This is a genomic window from Pseudarthrobacter sp. RHLT1-30-1 (assembly GCF_059383415.1).
The window spans coordinates 1-16,523 of record NZ_JBWZCG010000017.1; the positions used below are offsets into that span (position 1 = coordinate 1).

Genomic DNA, 16,523 nt, shown 5'->3' on the forward strand with positions numbered 1-16,523 from the left:
CGACTCCGCGCCGACCCCCCCGCCCCCCCCTCCGCCCTCCCCCCTCCTCCCCCCCCCCCCCCCCGCCGGCAGGTCCGCAAGCTACCAACCAAACAACTGCTCGGCCTCGCCGGGATCCTCGGGTTCCTGCTCACCTGGGAGCTCATTCCCCGGCTCGGCATCATCGACGCACGTTACCTGCCGCCCGCCAGCGAGGTCATTGCCGCGCTCGTGGCCGACTTCGGGCTCACGGCCTTCTGGGTGTCGGTGGGCGAGACGATGAAGGCCTGGTTCCTGGGCCTGCTGATCGCCGTGGTCGCCGCCGTGCTGCTGGGCTTCATCATCGGCTCCAGCACCTTCCTGCGCAAAGCCAGCAACTCCACGGTCGAATTCCTGCGCCCGATCCCGTCGGTCGCCCTGATCCCGCTGGCCGTGCTGCTGTTCGGCGTGAAAATCGAGTCCTCGCTGCTGCTGATCGTGTACGCCTCCTTCTGGCAGATCCTGATCCAGGTGCTCTACGGGGTGGCCGACGTCGACATGGTCGCCAACAATACGGCCAAGACCTACGGCCTGGGCAGGATGGCCCGGATCCGCTACGTCGTCTTTCCCACCGCCCTGCCGTACCTGATGACCGGTGTCCGGCTCGCCGGCGCCGTGGCGCTGGTGCTGGCGATCACCGCTGAACTTGTGATCGGCTCGCCGGGGCTCGGCCGCGAAATCGCGCTGGCCCAGTCCGGCGGCGCCATCTCCGGCATGTACGCCCTGGTGCTCGCCACCGGCCTGATCGGCGTGCTGATCAACATGCTGATGCGTTTCATCGAAAAGAAAACCCTGGGCTGGCACTCGTCGGTCCGCTCCGAGGTGGTCGTATGAAATCCCTGAAGACTCTCGGCTACCTCGTAGGCCTGCCGGTGCTGCTGATCCTGATCTGGTGGGCCTCCACCCTCGGGAAAACCAACTTCTTCGTCCCCACCCCCGCCGGCCTGGTCGAAACCTTCGGCAAGGTCTGGTTCAGTGAGCGCTTCTTCACGGATGTGCTGCCCAGCGTCGGCCGGCTCGTGGTGGGCGTCGTCGTCGCGATCGTGATCGGCGTCGTCGGCGGTGTCCTGATCGGATCGGTCCGTTGGCTCCGGTCACTGCTGGAACCGACGCTGGAATTCTTCCGCGCCATCCCGCCGCCGGTCCTGGTGCCGGTGCTGATCCTGCTGATGGGCATCACCGACTCGATGAAAGTCGCCGTGATCATCTCCGGCTGTGTCTGGCCGGTGCTGCTGAACACCATCGAGGGCGTCCGCGCGGTCGATCCGGTGCTCTCCGATTCCACCCACACCTACGGCATCGACGGCTGGGCCCGGGTCCGGTACCTGGTGCTCCCGTCCGCCAGCCCGCAGATCATGGCCGGCGTCCGCCAGTCCATGTCCCTCGGCCTGATCCTGATGGTGATTTCCGAAATGTTCGCCTCGTCCTCGGGACTTGGCTTCACCATCGTCCAGTTCCAGCGATCGTTCTCCATCCCGGAGATGTGGTCCGGCATCGTCGTGCTCGGCCTGCTGGGTGTGGGCATGTCATTCATCTTCCAGTGGGCCGAGCGGAATATCCTGCGCTGGTACCACGGCCAGAAAGAGGTAGAAAATGCAGCCTGACCCAACCCAAGCGGCCCCGGCAGCGATGCTCTCCGTCCGCGGGCTGAAGAAGGTCTACCAGACCGACGGCGGCGACATCGAGGCCGTGCGGAACCTCACCTTCGACCTGCGCGCCGGCGAACTCGCCTGCCTGGTCGGACCCTCGGGCTCCGGCAAGACCACGCTGCTCAAGTGCATCTCCGGGCTGATGGCCCCGACCGAGGGCGAAGTGCTGCTGGACGGCAAACGCGTCGTCGGCCCGCCGAAGAAGATGGCCGTGGTATTCCAGGAATACGGCCGCTCGCTGTTCCCCTGGATGCGGGTCCGGGACAACGTCGAGCTGCCGCTGAAAAACCAGGGTGTCCCGAAGGCAGAACGCGACAAGCTCGTGGACGAGGCGCTGGAGGCCGTGGGCCTGTCCCACGTCCCGCGCTCCTACCCCTGGCAGCTCTCCGGCGGCATGCAGCAGCGCGTGGCCATTGCGCGCGCCATCGCGTACCAGCCCGAGGTCCTGCTGATGGACGAACCGTTCGCCGCCGTCGACGCCCAGACCCGGGCCGACCTGGAGGACCTGATCCGCACCGTGTGGAAGAAGCTGGGCATCACGGTCCTCTTCGTCACGCACGACATCGACGAGTCCGTGTACCTCGGCGAGCGGGTCATCATCCTCTCGAGCTCCCCGACCGTGGTCCAGGAAGACATCACGATCGACCTGCCCGAGGACCGCGACCAGCTCGAGACCCGGTCCCTGCCGCGCTTCACCGAACTGCGCCACCACGTTTACGAACAGATCCAGCTGGCCAAAAAGGGCCACCGCCCGGCGGCCGCAGACAGCCAAACCGCAGTCTCACCGCAGTAACAGCACCAGACAAAACACCCCGCCACGGATCATGATCCGTGGCGGGGTGTTTTCGTTCGTCTGAAACTAGCCGATCTTGTTGGCAGCCTCAGCCGCGGAGACGGCGGGGGCTGCGCCCAGGTTGGCCCGCAGCTTGGCGCCGAGTTCGGCGTCGACGTTGGTCCAGTACTGGATGGCGCGTTCTTTGATGGCGGGGTTCTGCACGCCGCTGACGGCACCGGTGATGGTGTCCAGGAAGCGGGCCTTGGCGGCGTCGGTAAAGACCTCGCGGTACAGCGTTCCGGCCTGGCCGAAGTCGCTGTCCTCGGAGTGCAGGGTCGCGGCGGAGCGCACCAGCGCGCCGTCGAACTCCCAGGAGCCTTCAGCCGCGCGGGCCGGGTCGGCCACCGGGCCGCCGAAGGAATTCGGGGCGTAGACCGGGGCGGTCGCCGGCTTGTAGCCGTGGCGCAGCGAGCCGTCCTGCGAGTAGTTGTTCACCGGCGAGATCGGACGGTTGACCGGCAGCTCGTTGTAGTTGGTGCCGACGCGGTAGCGCTGGGCATCCGGGTAGGAGAACACCCGTGCGGTCAGCATCTTGTCCGGGGAGATGTCGTGTCCCGGAACGACGTTCGCGGGGGACAGGGCGATCTGCTCGATCTCGCCGTAGAAGTTCTCCGGGTTGCGGTTCAGCTCGAAGCGGCCAACCTCGACCAGCGGGTAGTCCGCGTGCGGCCAGACCTTGGTCAGGTCGAACGGGTTGAAGCGGTACGTCTTGGCGTCCTCGTACGGCATGACCTGGACGTGCAGGTCCCAGCTCGGGAAGTTGCCCTCGGCGATGGACTCGTACAGGTCGCGGCGGTAGTAGTCGGCGTCGGCGCCGGCCAGCTGCTCAGCCTGTTCGTTGCTGATGTTGTGCTCGCCCTGGTTGGAGCGGAAGTGGTACTTGACCCAGAAGCGTGCGCCTTCGGCGTTCGTCCAGAGGTAGGTGTGCGAGGAGAAGCCGTGCATCTCGCGCCAGGAGCGGGGCAGGCCGCGGTCGCCCATGAGGTAGGTGACCTGGTGGGCCGATTCGGGGGAGAGGGTCCAGAAGTCCCACTGCATGTCGGCGTCGCGCAGGCCGGAGCCCGGCAGGCGCTTCTGCGAGTGGATGAAGTCCGGGAACTTAATGCCGTCCTTGATGAAGAACACCGGGGTGTTGTTGCCCACGATGTCCAGGTTGCCCTCGGGGGTGTAGAAACGGGTCGCGAAACCGCGGACGTCGCGCCAGGTGTCGGGGGAGCCCTGCTCGCCGGCCACGGAGGAGAAGCGGATGGCGGTGCCGACCTGGGCGCCCGGCTGGAAGGCAGCCACGCGGGTGTAGCGGGACACGTCGCCGGTCACCGTGAAGGTACCGAAAGCGCCGCCGCCCTTGGCGTGCACGATGCGCTCCGGGATCCGCTCGCGGTTGAACTGTGCAAGCTTCTCGACCAGGTACCGGTCGTGAAGGGCGGTGGCTCCGTCGGCACCGGTGGTCAGCGAGTGCTCGTCGGAAGCGACGGGGGCACCGGTCTGGCTGGTGGTCGCAGTATGCGTGATGGGCGCGGAAAGGTTCGCAGTCATCGTTCTCCTTTGTCGTTACTTATTTTTGTGATGTGGAGGGAAGTTTTTGGGTGTGCTGGCAGTCCTGGCAGATGCCCTGGTACAGCACGTCGGCGATCTGGATGGTCATCGGCTTGCTGTCCTCGTCCCAGCTTGGCGTCAGGCACGGTGCGTGGCCGACGGCGCATTCGACGTCCTCGACCCGGCCGCAGCTGATGCAGACGGCGTGGTGGTGGTTGTCGCCCACCCGGGTCTCGTAGAGGGCGGGCGAGTGCGGGGGCTCGAAGCGGCGCAGCATCTGCAGATCGGTCAGGTCGCCCAGGACCACGTACACGGACTGCGCGGTCAGCTCGGGAAGGTCCTGGCGGGCCGCGGTGAGGATCTGCTCGGCGGGGGAATGCGGGTGATGCTCGACGGCGGTCAGCACGGCCAGCCGCTGTTTGGTCACCCGGCGGCCGTGGGCACGCAGGGCGGCAGCCCATGCTTCGTGAGTGCCCGTCGAATCCGTCATGACCTCATTCAAGCACTTATTATGATCCGATCATAATAAGGCGCGCCTTGTTACGCCGCGCGGGTCGCGGCGGCACGCGGCGGGACCCGGTGCGCCCACGCGCGCGTCGGGCGCTGCGGTCACCGGCGGGCCGTTCCGGCGCCGCTAGAGTGTCCCGGTGGGGAAATATCTGGCGGACATCACGCCCTTGCGCGAGAGTCCGGCGTTCCGCCGCCTGTGGCTGGGATCCGCCGTCGCGGCCGTGGGCAGCCAGCTGACCCTCGTCGCCGTGAGCCTGGAGGTTTACCGGCTCACCCAGGACAGCCTGTATGTGGGACTGCTGAGCATCTTTGCCCTCGTCCCGCTGGTCTTCGGCGGCCTGCTCGGCGGGTCGATCGCCGATGCCCATGACCGCCGCAAGGTGGCGCTGCTGGCCTCCTCGGTGCTCTGGCTGACCACCGCCTGCCTCGCCCTGCAGGCCTGGCTGCAGCTGGGGAACGTCTGGCTGCTGTACGTCCTCATCGCGGTGCAAAGCGGCGCGCAGGCCATCAACCAGCCGGCCCGCAGCGCCATCATCCCGGTACTGGTCCGCAAGGAGCTCCTGCCCGCCGCCAACGCGCTGAGCATGATCAGCTTCGGGCTCACCCTGACCGCCGGTCCGCTGCTGGCCGGGCTGCTGGTGGCCACGGTCGGCTTCGCCTGGACCTACACCATCGACGTCGCCACCTTCGCCTTCGCGCTGTGGGCGCTGCTGAAGCTGCCCGCCATGCCGCCGGGGGAACATGCCCGGCCCGCGGGGCTGCGCTCCGTCGTCGAGGGCTTCCGTTTCCTGGGCAGCCGCCCCAACCTGCGGATGACGTTCATCATCGACCTCGTCGCCATGATCCTCGCCCAGCCCCGGGCCCTGCTGCCCGCGATCGGCGCCGTGATGATCGGCGGCGGCGAAACCACTGTCGGGATCCTGCTCGCTTCCACCGCCGTCGGGGCTTTCCTGGCCGGCCTGTTCTCCGGCCCGCTGGGCGCGGTGCAGCGGCAGGGCACGGCCGTCGTCTGGTCCGTGATGGGCTGGGGCGCCTCGATCGCGGGCTTCGGCCTCGTCGTCGTGCTCGCTGGGAACTCCGGAGCCGACGGCGCGACGTGGTGGCTGCTGCCCGCGGCCCTGTGCTGCGGCCTGGCCGGAATCGCCGACTCCGTCAGCGCCGTCTTCCGCACCACCATCCTGCAGGCGTCCGCCCCCGACCACCTGCGCGGCCGGCTGCAGGGCGTGTTCATAGTGGTCGTGGCCGGCGGACCGCGGGTGGGGGACATGCTGGCGGGCGGCGGGACTAAGATTTTGAGTGAGGGCTGGGTCCTGCTTGCCGGCGGCCTGCTGTGCATTGTGGTGGCCTGGACCGTGGCGCACTGGCAGATGGGGTTCCTCAAGTACGACGCGCGGAACCCGGTGCCGTAGCCGGACGTTTTTCGGGTGTGATCCCCAGGGGTGACCTGGGGCAGCGCGACGACTCGGGAGGACAAGTGCATCAGCATCACAACGGACTGAAAACCGCAGCGCTGTTCGGTGTGCTCTGGGCGGTGCTGCTGGGCCTCGGCGCACTGATGGCCTCCAGCACACGGAGTGCCGCGCCGATCTGGATCATGGCGGTGATCGGCGTCGCCACCACAGCCTACGGCTACTGGAACAGTGACAAAATCGCCATCCGCGCCATGCAGGCCTATCCCGTGACGGCGGCCGAGGCGCCCCAGCTCCACCAGATTGTCCGGGAGCTCTCCGAACGGGCGCAGCAGCCGATGCCGCGGATCTACCTCTCGCCGACGTTGGCCCCCAATGCCTTCGCGACGGGCCGGAACCCTCAGAACGCCGCGGTGTGCTGCACCGAAGGGATCCTGCGGCTGCTCGATGCCCGGGAACTCCGCGGCGTGCTCGGCCACGAGTTGATGCACGTGTACAACCGGGACATCTTGACCTCCTCGGTGGCCGCCGCCGTCGCCGGCGTGATCACCTCGGCGGCGCAGATGCTGCTGTTCTTCGGCGGCGGGGACCGGCGCAACGCCAACCCGCTCGCTGCGATCGCGATGGCCCTGCTGGCGCCGTTTGCCGCCTCGCTGATCCAGATGGCCATCTCCCGCACCCGGGAGTTCGACGCCTACGAGGACGGTTCCAAGCTCACGGGGGACCCGCTGGCGCTCGCCTCCGCGCTGCGCAAGATCGAGCAGGGTGTGCAGCTGGCACCGCTGCCGCCGGACCAGCGGCTGGTCAACGCCTCGCATCTGATGATCGCGAACCCGTTCCGCGGCGCCGGGGCCGCAAAGATGTTCTCCACCCACCCGCCGATGAGCGAACGGATCGGCCGGCTCGAGCGGATGGCCGGCCGCCCGCTGGCCTAGCAGGGGTTATTCCCGGCCGGGTTGCATCCTTCCTGGGGTACTTTGGGCACAATGTTCGACGGCGGCGCCCGTTCGGCCGGCGTGTCCGCGCCAAAGTGCCCCCGGAGCGCGGCCGCCCCCTGGAGCCGCGGGGCTGGCCCCCGGGGACGCGGCCCGCCCCCCGTTTGCCGTGAGGGTGTTGGGCCGGGGTATCCCCGCCCCTTGAGGCGTGAGGTGGGTAGATGGTGCAGGGTCGGCCGGTGGTTTGGTGTCGGGGTTTGTCCCCGCGGGCCGGGTTGTGTCCTTCCGGGGGCACTTTGAGCCCAGAATTCGACAACGACGGTTCAGGTGACGGCGTGTCCGCGCCAAAGTGCCCCCGGAGCGCGGCCGCCCCCTGGAGCCGCGGGGCTGGCCCCCGGGGACGCGGCCCGCCCCCCGTTTGCCGTGAGGATGTTGGGCCGGGGTATCCCCGCCCCTTGAGGCGTGAGGTGGGTAGATGGTGCAGGGTCGGCCGGTGGTTTGGTGTCGGGGTTTGTCCCCGAGGGCCGGGTTGTGTCCTTCCGGGGGCACTTTGAGCCCAGAATTCGACAACGACGGTTCAGGTGACGGCGTGTCCGCGCCAAAGTGCCCCCGGAGGGCGGCCCGGTCGCAGTGGTTGACCTGGATCTGGGGTTCCGGGGGCTCCACTGGAGGAGATGCCCGGGTGCTGCGTTGAGGGTGCGGCGATGCGGGGTGCGGCGATGCGCGAAAGGGCTGTCAGCGCGCGAGTACCGGCGCGACAGCCCTTCGGTGCAGGGTCAGGAGTTAGCGCGGCGTGAGGAAGCCTGCGCCGCGGACGAACTGCTAGCTGCGGAAGTTCACGAACTGCAGGTCGGCCTCGTCGAAGCCCTTGAGCAGGTTCATGGTCTCCTGCAGGTCGTCGCGGGACTTGGAGGTCACGCGCAGCTCATCGCCCTGGATCTGCGACTTGACGGACTTGGGGGCCTCGTCGCGGATGAGCTTGTTGATCTTCTTGGCCAGGTCCTGGGCAATGCCCTCCTTGATCGTGGCCTCGAGCCGGAACTCCTTGCCGGACGGGTACGGCTCGCCCGTGTCGAGGGACTTGAGGGAAATGCCGCGGCGGATCAGCTTGGACTGCAACACGTCCAGGACCGCGAGCACGCGCTCCTCGGAGTTGGCCTTCATCAGGATCGTCTCACCGCTGAAATCGACCTCGGCACCAACGCCCTTGAAGTCGTAACGCTGGACCAGTTCCTTCTGCGCCTGATTCATCGCATTGGCGACTTCCTGCTTGTCGACCTTGCTGACGACGTCGAACGTTGATTCGCCTGCCATGACTGTCCTCCTGATGGTTGGGGGTTGCCCGGTGCGGGGCCTAAGTGTCTGCAATCCAGCCTAGTACGGATGCCCCCGATGTGAAGGCCGGCGGGCACGGTCCCGTTCACAGTCCGCTCAAAGCTGAGTCAAGGCGGGAACGAAGTTTTGGGTGGCAGAGTTGCAGGAGTTGGAAGAGTCGTTCGAAAGGCGCAGCTCATGCAGAACAAGGCCGTCCGGTATGTCATCCGCTCCACCGCAGCCGCCGCGGGCGGTATCGCCACCGCCGCGGGCACGGTGGCGGCCGCCACGCTGGCCGCGTCGATCATCTTCAGCCCGGCCGCGGATGCCTCGTCCAGGCTCGACGGCGTCCACGCCGATCTGGCCCGCGCCGTGCAGCTGAACCAGATCACGGAGGAGCAAGCGGCGCGGTTCGAGTCCAAACTCGCCGGCCGCATCCGCGGAGAAGCCTGATATTCGGGGCTTTTTGGGGCCAAAAGGCGCCGATTCGATTCTTCGGCATAAGTTCTGTAAAGTTGTCTTGCCCGCGGTTACTGGAAGCGGAACGAACCGGAAACGGCCGTTCTGAGCAAGGAAGCCGCGAGTGATCTTCTTTTGAAGTTCGGCAGATTACCCGAGCGGCCAAAGGGGGCTGACTGTAAATCAGCTGGCAACGCCTACGGGGGTTCGAATCCCTCATCTGCCACCCTTGGAAAAGCCTCCGGAACCCAGGTTCCGGAGGCTTTTTCTTTGCCCTGATTCAGATCCGAGATCCGCCAGGACCGGTTTCCGCGCCTGTTTCGGACGCTGGGCGCGGATTCGGACGGCGGCACCCCGGATCCGAGTAGCGCGCGACCGGAAGCGTAGCGGAACTTGCTGCGCGTCAGATTCGGGGCCGAAATCCGCCAACGCCGCCGCAGGCGAAGACGGCGGCCCGGCAGGCAAACGCGGGGCGGTGCAGGGTCATCGCTGGTGACCGCCGTCCGGTCAGTTGCGGAGCGCGGCCAGGGCAGCGCTGGAGCTGGTGACCGCCGTCCGGTCGGTCGCGGCGCGCGGCCAGGGCAGCGCTGGAGCTGGTGATCGACGGCCGGTCAGTTGCGGCGCGCGGCCAGGGCGGCCGCCAGCGCAGTGCTGGAGCTGGTGCTGCTGTTGATCCGCCAGTCAGTTTCCTTGTTGAAGTTGAACCACACCACTGCGGTGACGTCGGCCTGCGCTGCAAGATAGCTGATCAGTGCCGTGTTCCAGTCCGCCTTGGATCCGCCCTGTTCCGCGGACGACGTCTCGGCAATCAGCACCGGTTTGCCGGGCGCGAGCCGTCTCATTTCGGCGAGCCCCGGGCCGAAGAACTCCGGCGGCGCAATCCAGCTGCTCCAGGCCGCCGACGTGCCCCAGTTGTACCCGTCCAGTGCCACGGCGTCCACGTAAGCGGAGCCCGGGTAGAGTCCGTCGAGCGGCGTTGACCCCCAGTACGGGACGTTGGGGTTCCAGACCCAGGTGATGTTGCCGGCGCCGGTGGCGGCGACGACGTCGTGGACGTGCCGCCACGCGGCAGCGTAGTCGCCGGGTCCGTTGCCGTTGACGCCCTCGGACCACGGGTACCAGTTGCCGTTCATCTCGTGCCCGAAGCGCAGCATCACCGGATGTCCCCAGGACGCCAGGGCCGCACCCCACTGCCTCAGGTATGGGTCGAAGTCGCCGGCGGTGATGCGGTCCAGGGCGTAGTCGGGCTGTTCGGTGCCGCCGCCCCAGGCCCAGGGCTCCCACGTCAGCAGGGTCGTGGCGCCCCGGCTGCGGACGGCTTCCAGTTCGGCGACGGGCGGGCCCTGGTTGAAGTCCTGGTAGGACAGAATGACGGACGGCGCCTCGCCGGCGAGGGACGCGGCCTGGTCCAGTTCGGTGGCGGCCGACGGTCCACCCGGGGTGCCGACGCCGAACCGAAGCGCGGCGCTGCTGATGACGGGTTCCTGCGGGGCGGGTTCCGTCGCCGCCGGTGGGACGACGGTGAAGGCCTCAGAAGCCTTGACCGACCCCGCCGTGGCCTGGACGTCCAGGACCGGTTGGGCAGTCAGCGGGATTACGACGTCGGCGGTGAAGTAGCCGGAGGCGCTCACCTTAAAGGCGGCCGTGTTGGTGCCGGCGTTGAGGATCCCGGAACCCTTTTTCGGGAAGCCGGTGCCGGTGACGCTCACGGTGGTTCCCGCCGGACCCTTGGCCGGGCTGAGGCTGATGGATGCGGTGGCGGCCTGCGCAGGCACCGCCGCCACCGAGAAACCCACGACCACCAGGGCAAGAACGCAGGCCAGGCTTCTAAGCTGCTTCATCGGGGCTCCTCGGCAGAATGCTGCTTACTCGTGCAGCGGGGACTTGGACAGGATCCAGGTGTTGGTCCCGTCCTGGCGGTTGAAGGTCACCGTGGTGACCAGGGCACGGATGAGGGCGAGCCCGCGCCCGGACTCAGCCTCGCCGTCGGGCATGGCTGGGTCAGTATCGATGGGGTCGGGGCAGGCCGCCCCGAAGGCGCTGACCCGGGCCTCGAGCCTGATGGACGTCACACTGATGTCCACGCCGAGTTCCACCGGGGCTGATGCTTCCGGAACAGCGTGCTGCACCACGTTGCTGGCAGCTTCGATGACGGCGGTTGCGAAGGTCATGCGGTCCAGGTCCGGAACAAAGGAGGCGTCATTCCACAGCCCGTCCAGCTCGCCGTGCACGGCGTCGATTGCTTCCGGCAGTGCCGCCTGCCGGAGCGTCCGCCGGGCGAGGACGTTAGTCATCGCCAAAGGCCTCGGCTGCGGAGGGATAGGAGGTCAGGACCTTGTCCATGCTGGTCAGTCCAAGAACCATCTGGACCTGCGGCTGAACTGCGGCGATCCGAAGGTCACCACCGGCCTGCCGGGCGGCTTTGAGGCATCCGATGAGGGCGCCGAGGCCGGACGAGTCCATAAAAGCGGTCTCGCCAAGGTTAATCACGATCCTCGAGGACCCCGCAGCGACAACTTTGGCAACCATCTCCCGCAGTTTCGGTGCCGAAACCATGTTGAGCCGGCCGGCGGCCGTGATCTCGGCGTAGCTGTCTTTCACTTCATAGCTCAGGTCCACGGGCGGCCCTTTCGGTGGAGGTTTTATCAACGGCCTGGAATCCCCGGTACCTAACGGCCCGGACCAGGATGCTCATGACGACGAGGTCAAACACCACCCAGACTACGTTGACCAGCGTTCCGATCGGTTCGGACATTCCGGCAGCGAGCCGGCCAATCCCAACCACCGCCGCCATGACCAGCAGGACTGACACCGCAATCTGCGGCCGGATCAGGCTCCACCGCGGTCCGCCCGACTGCCGGTCCTTGGGGGTGACGGCGAAGCCGAGAGGACGGCCGAACCAGACGTTGCGGGCCGCCGTCGTACAGGCTTTGATCCAGGTCGGAAACAGGGCGAGGCTGTATTGCTGTCCGCGCCAGGTCGGAATGCCCTTCCCGGCCACGGCAAACAGCAGCTGGTTCACAATCATGAACGGGATGAATCTGAGGAAGAAGTCCGCGCTGAGGCTGGTCACCGGGAGGATTCCGAAGAGCAGGTAAACGATCGGTGCGGCGAAGTAGACGACGGCGGCGAAGCCACTGAGGTACGTCCACATGGTCGCGAAGTACATCAGCCGCTGGCCCCATTTGAGTCCCCGCTGGACCAGGGGGTTTTCCCGCAGGAAGACCTGCATGGTGCCCTGGGCCCAGCGGAGCCGCTGGGTCAGCATGGTGCCGATGTCCTCCGGGGCCAGCCCGTAGGCCAGGATTTCGTGGTGGTACACGCTCTGCCAGCCCATGCCGTGCAGCCGCATGGCGGTTGCCATGTCCTCGGTCACGGAGATGGTGGCCAGCGGCATCACCGGCTGGGCCTCGCCGGTCCGTTCCACCGACAGCGCGTCCAGGACCGCCTGGACCGACTCGATCGCCCCGAGCGGCGACCAGTCACGGGCGGCCAGCCGGTGGACCGCGTCCTCGGTCACGACAGGAACGCCGGCGTCGCCGATTTCCACCGGCGACATCGCCGCGATCTCCTCCAGGTCGGCCTGGAGAGCGGAGACGTCGGACAGCACCAGAGCCTGGACGGCCCGGTCCACCCGGCGCCGCGCCCGGTAGGTGATCTCACTCAGGGACTCGCCGGCGTCGAGCTGGCGGCTGGCCTCGAGGGTCGCCGCTTCGACCTCGTCGAGGGTTTGCTGCAGGAGGACGGATTCGTTGGCGGCAGCCTTGCGTGCCTTACGGATGGCGGCCTGGGACGCCCTGAGGGCGCGCCGGATGCTCTTTTCCGTTTCCTTGACGTATCCCACCAGCCCCAGCTGCATCAGGGCCTCCCGCCGGAGGACGGCGTTGGAGCCGCAGAAGAACGCCGCGTTCCAGCCGTCTTTTCCCTGCTGGATGGGGCCGTAGAACAACGGTGCCTGGCTGCCGAGGGGATCGTCGGCCGGCACGTTGTTGAAGTACTGCGGCGTCTGGACGAGGGCGACTCTCCGGTTGTTGAAGTAGCCCAGGGTTTTGTCCAGAATGTCCGGTTCGGGGACCTGGTCCGCGTCAAGGATCAGCAGGAACTCGCCCTCGGTCATCATCAGCGCGTTGTTCAGGTTGCCGGCCTTGGCGTGCCGGGGCATCCCGCTCCACTCGGCACTGCGGGTCACGTAGCCCAGGCCGTTCGCGGCGGCCATCGCCCGGAACTCCGGCCGGTCGCCGTCGTCGAGGATCCAGGTGCTGTGCGGGTGCCGGATCGCCTGGGCGGCGAGCGCCGTGGCCAGCACGAGGTCCATCGGCTCGTTGTACGTGGTGATGAAGACGTCGACGGTGGCGTCCCGGGGAGCCGGTGCAGGCGGTGTGCGGGTCTTCAGCCGCCAGGCGGTCATCCCGAAGAGCATGACGTCGATCAGGCTGTAGGTTTCGGCGGCGACGAGCGGCACGGCGATCCACCACGCGTCCCAGTTCAGCGACGCCAGCCAGCGCCAGGCGACGTAGTTGACCCCGGTCAGCACCGTCAGGACGACGACGAGGCGGACCCGGAAGGGCGATGCGGTCACAGGGGAGTCCTTTCGTGAGGGCTCGGTTAGCTCCGGGTGTCGCGCCGGACGGCAAGGATGGTGACATCGTCGGGGTTCGAGGCCCCCTGGGCCCGGCGGCGCACGGCGTCGACCAGCTCTTCCGCGGACCCCGCGGCCGCGGCGAGTTTTCCGATCTCGTCGACGGCGGCGAGGGTTCCGTCATAGAGGTCCAGGACACCGTCACTGAAGCTGACGATCATGTCCCCGGGGTTCAGCCGGGTTTCAAAGGATTCCCATTTGGTGTCCGGGAGCAGGCCGACGGGGAGGTTTTCTGAAGTGAGCCGCTCCCAGCTGCCTGCTGCCCGGACGACGAGGCTCAGCCCGTGGCCGGCGTCCGAGTACAGGATCCGCCCGTCCGAGGCCCTGAGCCGGGCGTGGAAGAGCGTCGCGAAGGAGCCCGCCTGGCTCAGGTCGGTTGTCAGACAGTCCTGCGTCAGGGCCAGCGCGGTCACCGGGTCGCCGCTGTTCCGGGCACTGCGGATGACGGCCCGTGTCGTGGCGGCGATCATGCCGGCCCCGGCGCCCTTGCCCATCACGTCGCCGAGGGTGAATCCGAGCCCGTCTTCGATCAGGTACCAGTCGAAGAAGTCTCCTCCCACCGCGGCGGACGGGATGCATGCCCCGGCCGTCTGGTAGCCGGGGAGGGGCGCGGCGTTCGTGGGCAGCAGGAAGCGTTGGATCTGGGCGGCCCGTCGGAGTTCCGCGGTGGCCGCCGCAGCCTGCTGGCGCGCGGTGTGGAGATTACGCCGGGTCCGTCGCGCCAGTTCGTTGACCACGAGGGCGCCCAGGATGAAGATCATCGTGCTGTACAGCCCGCGGAAGAGTTCGTTGGGGTTGGCATCGATGCTCGACCCGAGGGCGAACGGGACCATAATTGCGACCGTCGCGCCGGCGGCCGCGTAGGCGACGTGGCGACGGCCTTCCATGGCAGCAAACCAGAGCACCGGCAAAAGGACGATCGAGGCGTAGATGGAGTGGCTTTCCCCGGTGCCGTAGCGCAGGGCTCCGGCCGCCAGGAAATCCAGGCAGGGCACAAGAACGGCCCAGCGGGCCAGCCGTGGCGTGGTCGCCATTGCGGCGTAGCCGGTTGCCGCTGCCGTCAGAACCGTCCCCGCCGCCAGGGCCGCCCAGTCGCTCACCGACAGCGTCACGATCGAAGCGCTCATGGACGCGGCCACGATAAAGAACAGCAGGAACGGCAACTGCTTCCGAAGCGGTGAAATCTCGTCCACGCCCGTCAGGAGGGTGGGCAGCTGTTTCCGGAGCGGTGCCGGCTGGCCCAATCGCGTCGGCGTGGCTTCACGCGTTGCCGTTGCCGTCACTGATTCCCCCGTTATCCAGATTTCCCGGACTTATGTCCCCCAGCATCCTACCGATCCGCCGTCGGAGTTTTTGGCTGGTCCGCGGCCCGTCGGAAGAGGACGGCCGTGATGTCGTCCAGGACGACCGATTTTCCCCGCCGGTCGCACACTGCCTTGATGGCCGTCTCCGCGTCGTCCGCGGTCCGGCATCCCGCCATGGCTTCGGCGAGCCGCTGGAGGTCGCCGCCGTGAAGGTCGAGGAGGCCGTCGGTTGGAATCACGACGGCGTCTCCCGGGGCGAGCGCGAACGGACGCTGGTCCCAGACCCCGCCGGGGACCAGCCCCAGGGGCGGCCCCGTGGGGGACAGCCGCTCGATGCTGCCGTCGGCGCGCAGGATGTGGGTCAGCCCCTGTCCGGCGTCCGAATAGAGGCCGGTGCCGGTGGCCGGGTCGATGGTGGCGTGGAAGACCGAGGCGAAGGATCCGGCGCGGGCCAGGGTTCCGTCAAGGAGGTCAGATACGTCCCGGAAAAGGCGGGACGGGTCTGCTTCCCAGCCGGCATCGGCGAAGGCGGAACGCGCCGCCCCGGCAACCAGACCGGGACCAACCCCCTTGCCCATGGCGTCGCCGACGGTGATCCGGAAGTGCCCGGACGCGGTAGTGCCGAGGTCGTAGAAATCCCCGCTGAGCCCGAACGCCGGATAGAAGCAGACACCGAGTGAGTAACCGGCCGGGGCCGGCGGAGTGACCGGCAAGAGGGCCCGTTGGGTGCGCGCTCCCTGGTCGATGTCCCACGAGAGGTTCATTTCACGCTGGATGATCTGGGTCAGGTCCTCGAGGATTTCCTGCTGGTCGAGACCGAATGACCGTGGTTCCTGATCGATGATGCAGAACGTCCCGACGTGGGTGCCGCCCGGTCCGGTGAGGGGATGGCCCGCATAGAACTGGATGTGGGGGTCGCCCGTGACGAGCGGGTTATGCCGGAAGCGTTCGTCGGTGAGGGCGTTCTCCACGATCATGGTTTCAGAGGACTTGATCGTCTCCGCGCAGAACGCGTCATGCCGGTCCGATTCGCGGGACAGCCTGCCGACAAACGACTTCAGGTACTGCCGGTTCTCGGCGATCAGCGACACGCTGGCTGCGCTGACCCCGAAAAGGTTCTGCGCCAACCGCGTGATCCGGTCGAAGCGTTCCTCCGAGGGGGTGTCCAGCAGCCGGGTCCTGGAGAGGTCCTCGAGCCGGGCCCACTCCGGGGCGCCGGGACCCCAGTGGGTGCCGGGGGATGGGTGTTCCGTGCTTGTCATACGTCCTCCAACTTTGAGCCGGTCCGGACGCGCAAGCCCGACGAGCAGTGGTCATCCCGGCTCAACGGTCGCTCAACCATGCATGAGCTTACCGCCCGCCCGATCAGTGGAAGGCATCATCGCCCGACGGCGCCCGGCCGCGCTCAACCGACCTTGAACTCGGCGAGGATGCCGTCGATCTGGGCGAGTGCCTGCTTCATGCCCTCTTCCATGCCCATGGAGAGAACCTGCTCCAGCGCTTCGGCGGAGTCGAAGGTCGACACCATCGTCATTCGGGTGCGGTCGCCGATGGGCTCGAGCCGCATCACCGCGTGGCTGGTACCCATGTCGGGGTTCGGGTCGCCGTTCTCGTCGGCAAACCCGTCGTCGAACTCCAGCCGGTGCGGCGCCTCGATGGCGGTGAAACGCCACCAGCCCCGGCTCTTCCCGCCGTCGGGCCCGGTCATAAAGTAGCTGGCCTTCCCTCCGGACACGAAGTCATGGCGCTCGAAGGTCGCGGGCCAGGTGGGCGGGCCCCACCAGCGCTCCAGCTGGCGCGGGTCTTCCCACACCTGCCACACGCGTTCGACGCCGGCGTCGAACTCTGCGACGACGGTGAAGCTCAGTGCTTCGGCGTTCTTCTGCGAACTGATAACGGTCATGACGGAACTCTT

The 16,523-nt window shown here is 67.6% G+C and carries 16 protein-coding genes and 1 tRNA gene; 7 read left to right on the forward strand and 10 right to left on the reverse strand.

What is annotated here, in order from left to right:
* Positions 1-96: 96 nt before the first annotated feature.
* From AC50YM_RS13020 to AC50YM_RS13030, 3 genes are read left to right on the forward strand one after another with little or no spacing between them, the layout of a single operon-like run.
* The gene (locus AC50YM_RS13020; protein WP_494957463.1) at positions 97-852 is read left to right on the forward strand and encodes an ABC transporter permease; all 756 of its coding nucleotides are present in this window, start codon (positions 97-99) and stop codon (positions 850-852) included.
* Positions 849-1,622 carry an ABC transporter permease gene (locus tag AC50YM_RS13025; protein WP_494957373.1) on the forward strand — a complete coding sequence of 258 codons (774 nt, stop codon included), beginning with the start codon at positions 849-851 and terminating at the stop codon, positions 1,620-1,622. The genes AC50YM_RS13020 and AC50YM_RS13025 overlap by 4 nt, the downstream gene beginning before the upstream one ends.
* On the forward strand, positions 1,612-2,460 hold the full coding sequence (locus AC50YM_RS13030) for an ABC transporter ATP-binding protein (protein ID WP_494957374.1): 849 nt from the start codon (positions 1,612-1,614) through the stop codon (positions 2,458-2,460). The genes AC50YM_RS13025 and AC50YM_RS13030 overlap by 11 nt, the downstream gene beginning before the upstream one ends.
* A gap of 66 nt (positions 2,461-2,526) precedes the next feature.
* Here the strand turns inward: AC50YM_RS13030 and AC50YM_RS13035 are convergent, their stop codons facing one another.
* Together AC50YM_RS13035 and AC50YM_RS13040 are read right to left on the reverse strand one after the other, a co-directional pair.
* The gene (locus AC50YM_RS13035; protein WP_494957375.1) at positions 2,527-4,038 is read right to left on the reverse strand and encodes a catalase; all 1,512 of its coding nucleotides are present in this window, start codon (positions 4,036-4,038) and stop codon (positions 2,527-2,529) included.
* A gap of 19 nt (positions 4,039-4,057) precedes the next feature.
* A complete protein-coding gene (locus tag AC50YM_RS13040; RefSeq protein WP_494957376.1) occupies positions 4,058-4,528 on the reverse strand; it encodes a Fur family transcriptional regulator in 471 nt (156 codons plus the stop codon).
* Between the two features lie 157 nt (positions 4,529-4,685).
* On the opposite strand from AC50YM_RS13040, the gene AC50YM_RS13045 reads away from it, so the two are divergent.
* Positions 4,686-5,957, forward strand: a complete 1,272-nt coding sequence (locus AC50YM_RS13045) for an MFS transporter (RefSeq protein WP_494957377.1) — start codon at positions 4,686-4,688, stop codon at positions 5,955-5,957.
* 65 nt (positions 5,958-6,022) lie between these two features.
* Complete coding sequence (htpX, locus tag AC50YM_RS13050; protein ID WP_494957378.1) at positions 6,023-6,892, forward strand: zinc metalloprotease HtpX; 870 nt, start codon at positions 6,023-6,025, stop codon at positions 6,890-6,892.
* An 822-nt stretch (positions 6,893-7,714) separates the two neighbouring features.
* Here the strand turns inward: htpX and AC50YM_RS13055 are convergent.
* Positions 7,715-8,206: a YajQ family cyclic di-GMP-binding protein gene (locus tag AC50YM_RS13055; RefSeq protein WP_494957379.1), complete on the reverse strand. Its 492-nt coding sequence runs from the start codon at positions 8,204-8,206 to the stop codon at positions 7,715-7,717.
* Positions 8,207-8,404: 198 nt separating this feature from the next.
* On the opposite strand from AC50YM_RS13055, the gene AC50YM_RS13060 reads away from it, so the two are divergent.
* Together AC50YM_RS13060 and AC50YM_RS13065 are read left to right on the forward strand one after the other, a co-directional pair.
* Positions 8,405-8,659, forward strand: coding sequence for a hypothetical protein (locus AC50YM_RS13060; protein ID WP_494957380.1), 255 nt, complete (start codon positions 8,405-8,407; stop codon positions 8,657-8,659).
* Positions 8,660-8,809: 150 nt separating this feature from the next.
* A tRNA-Tyr gene (locus tag AC50YM_RS13065) sits at positions 8,810-8,891 on the forward strand.
* Positions 8,892-9,276: 385 nt separating this feature from the next.
* Here the strand turns inward: AC50YM_RS13065 and AC50YM_RS13070 are convergent.
* The 7 genes from AC50YM_RS13070 to AC50YM_RS13100 form a co-directional block, all read right to left on the reverse strand.
* A complete protein-coding gene (locus AC50YM_RS13070) occupies positions 9,277-10,506 on the reverse strand; it encodes a glycoside hydrolase family 26 protein (RefSeq protein WP_494957381.1) in 1,230 nt (409 codons plus the stop codon).
* 24 nt (positions 10,507-10,530) lie between these two features.
* On the reverse strand, positions 10,531-10,959 hold the full coding sequence (locus AC50YM_RS13075; protein WP_494957382.1) for an ATP-binding protein: 429 nt from the start codon (positions 10,957-10,959) through the stop codon (positions 10,531-10,533).
* Positions 10,952-11,284, reverse strand: coding sequence for an STAS domain-containing protein (locus tag AC50YM_RS13080; protein ID WP_494957383.1), 333 nt, complete (start codon positions 11,282-11,284; stop codon positions 10,952-10,954). The genes AC50YM_RS13075 and AC50YM_RS13080 overlap by 8 nt, the downstream gene beginning before the upstream one ends.
* Entirely contained in the window at positions 11,268-13,244 is a 1,977-nt protein-coding gene (locus tag AC50YM_RS13085; RefSeq protein WP_494957384.1) for a glycosyltransferase family 2 protein, read from the reverse strand. Before AC50YM_RS13085 ends, AC50YM_RS13080 begins: the two co-directional genes overlap by 17 nt.
* Before the next feature lie 26 nt (positions 13,245-13,270).
* A complete protein-coding gene (locus AC50YM_RS13090) occupies positions 13,271-14,587 on the reverse strand; it encodes a PP2C family protein-serine/threonine phosphatase (protein ID WP_494957385.1) in 1,317 nt (438 codons plus the stop codon).
* Between the two features lie 47 nt (positions 14,588-14,634).
* A complete protein-coding gene (locus tag AC50YM_RS13095; RefSeq protein WP_494957386.1) occupies positions 14,635-15,870 on the reverse strand; it encodes a PP2C family protein-serine/threonine phosphatase in 1,236 nt (411 codons plus the stop codon).
* 143 nt (positions 15,871-16,013) lie between these two features.
* A complete protein-coding gene (locus AC50YM_RS13100; RefSeq protein WP_494957387.1) occupies positions 16,014-16,511 on the reverse strand; it encodes an SRPBCC family protein in 498 nt (165 codons plus the stop codon).
* Positions 16,512-16,523: the final 12 nt, after the last annotated feature.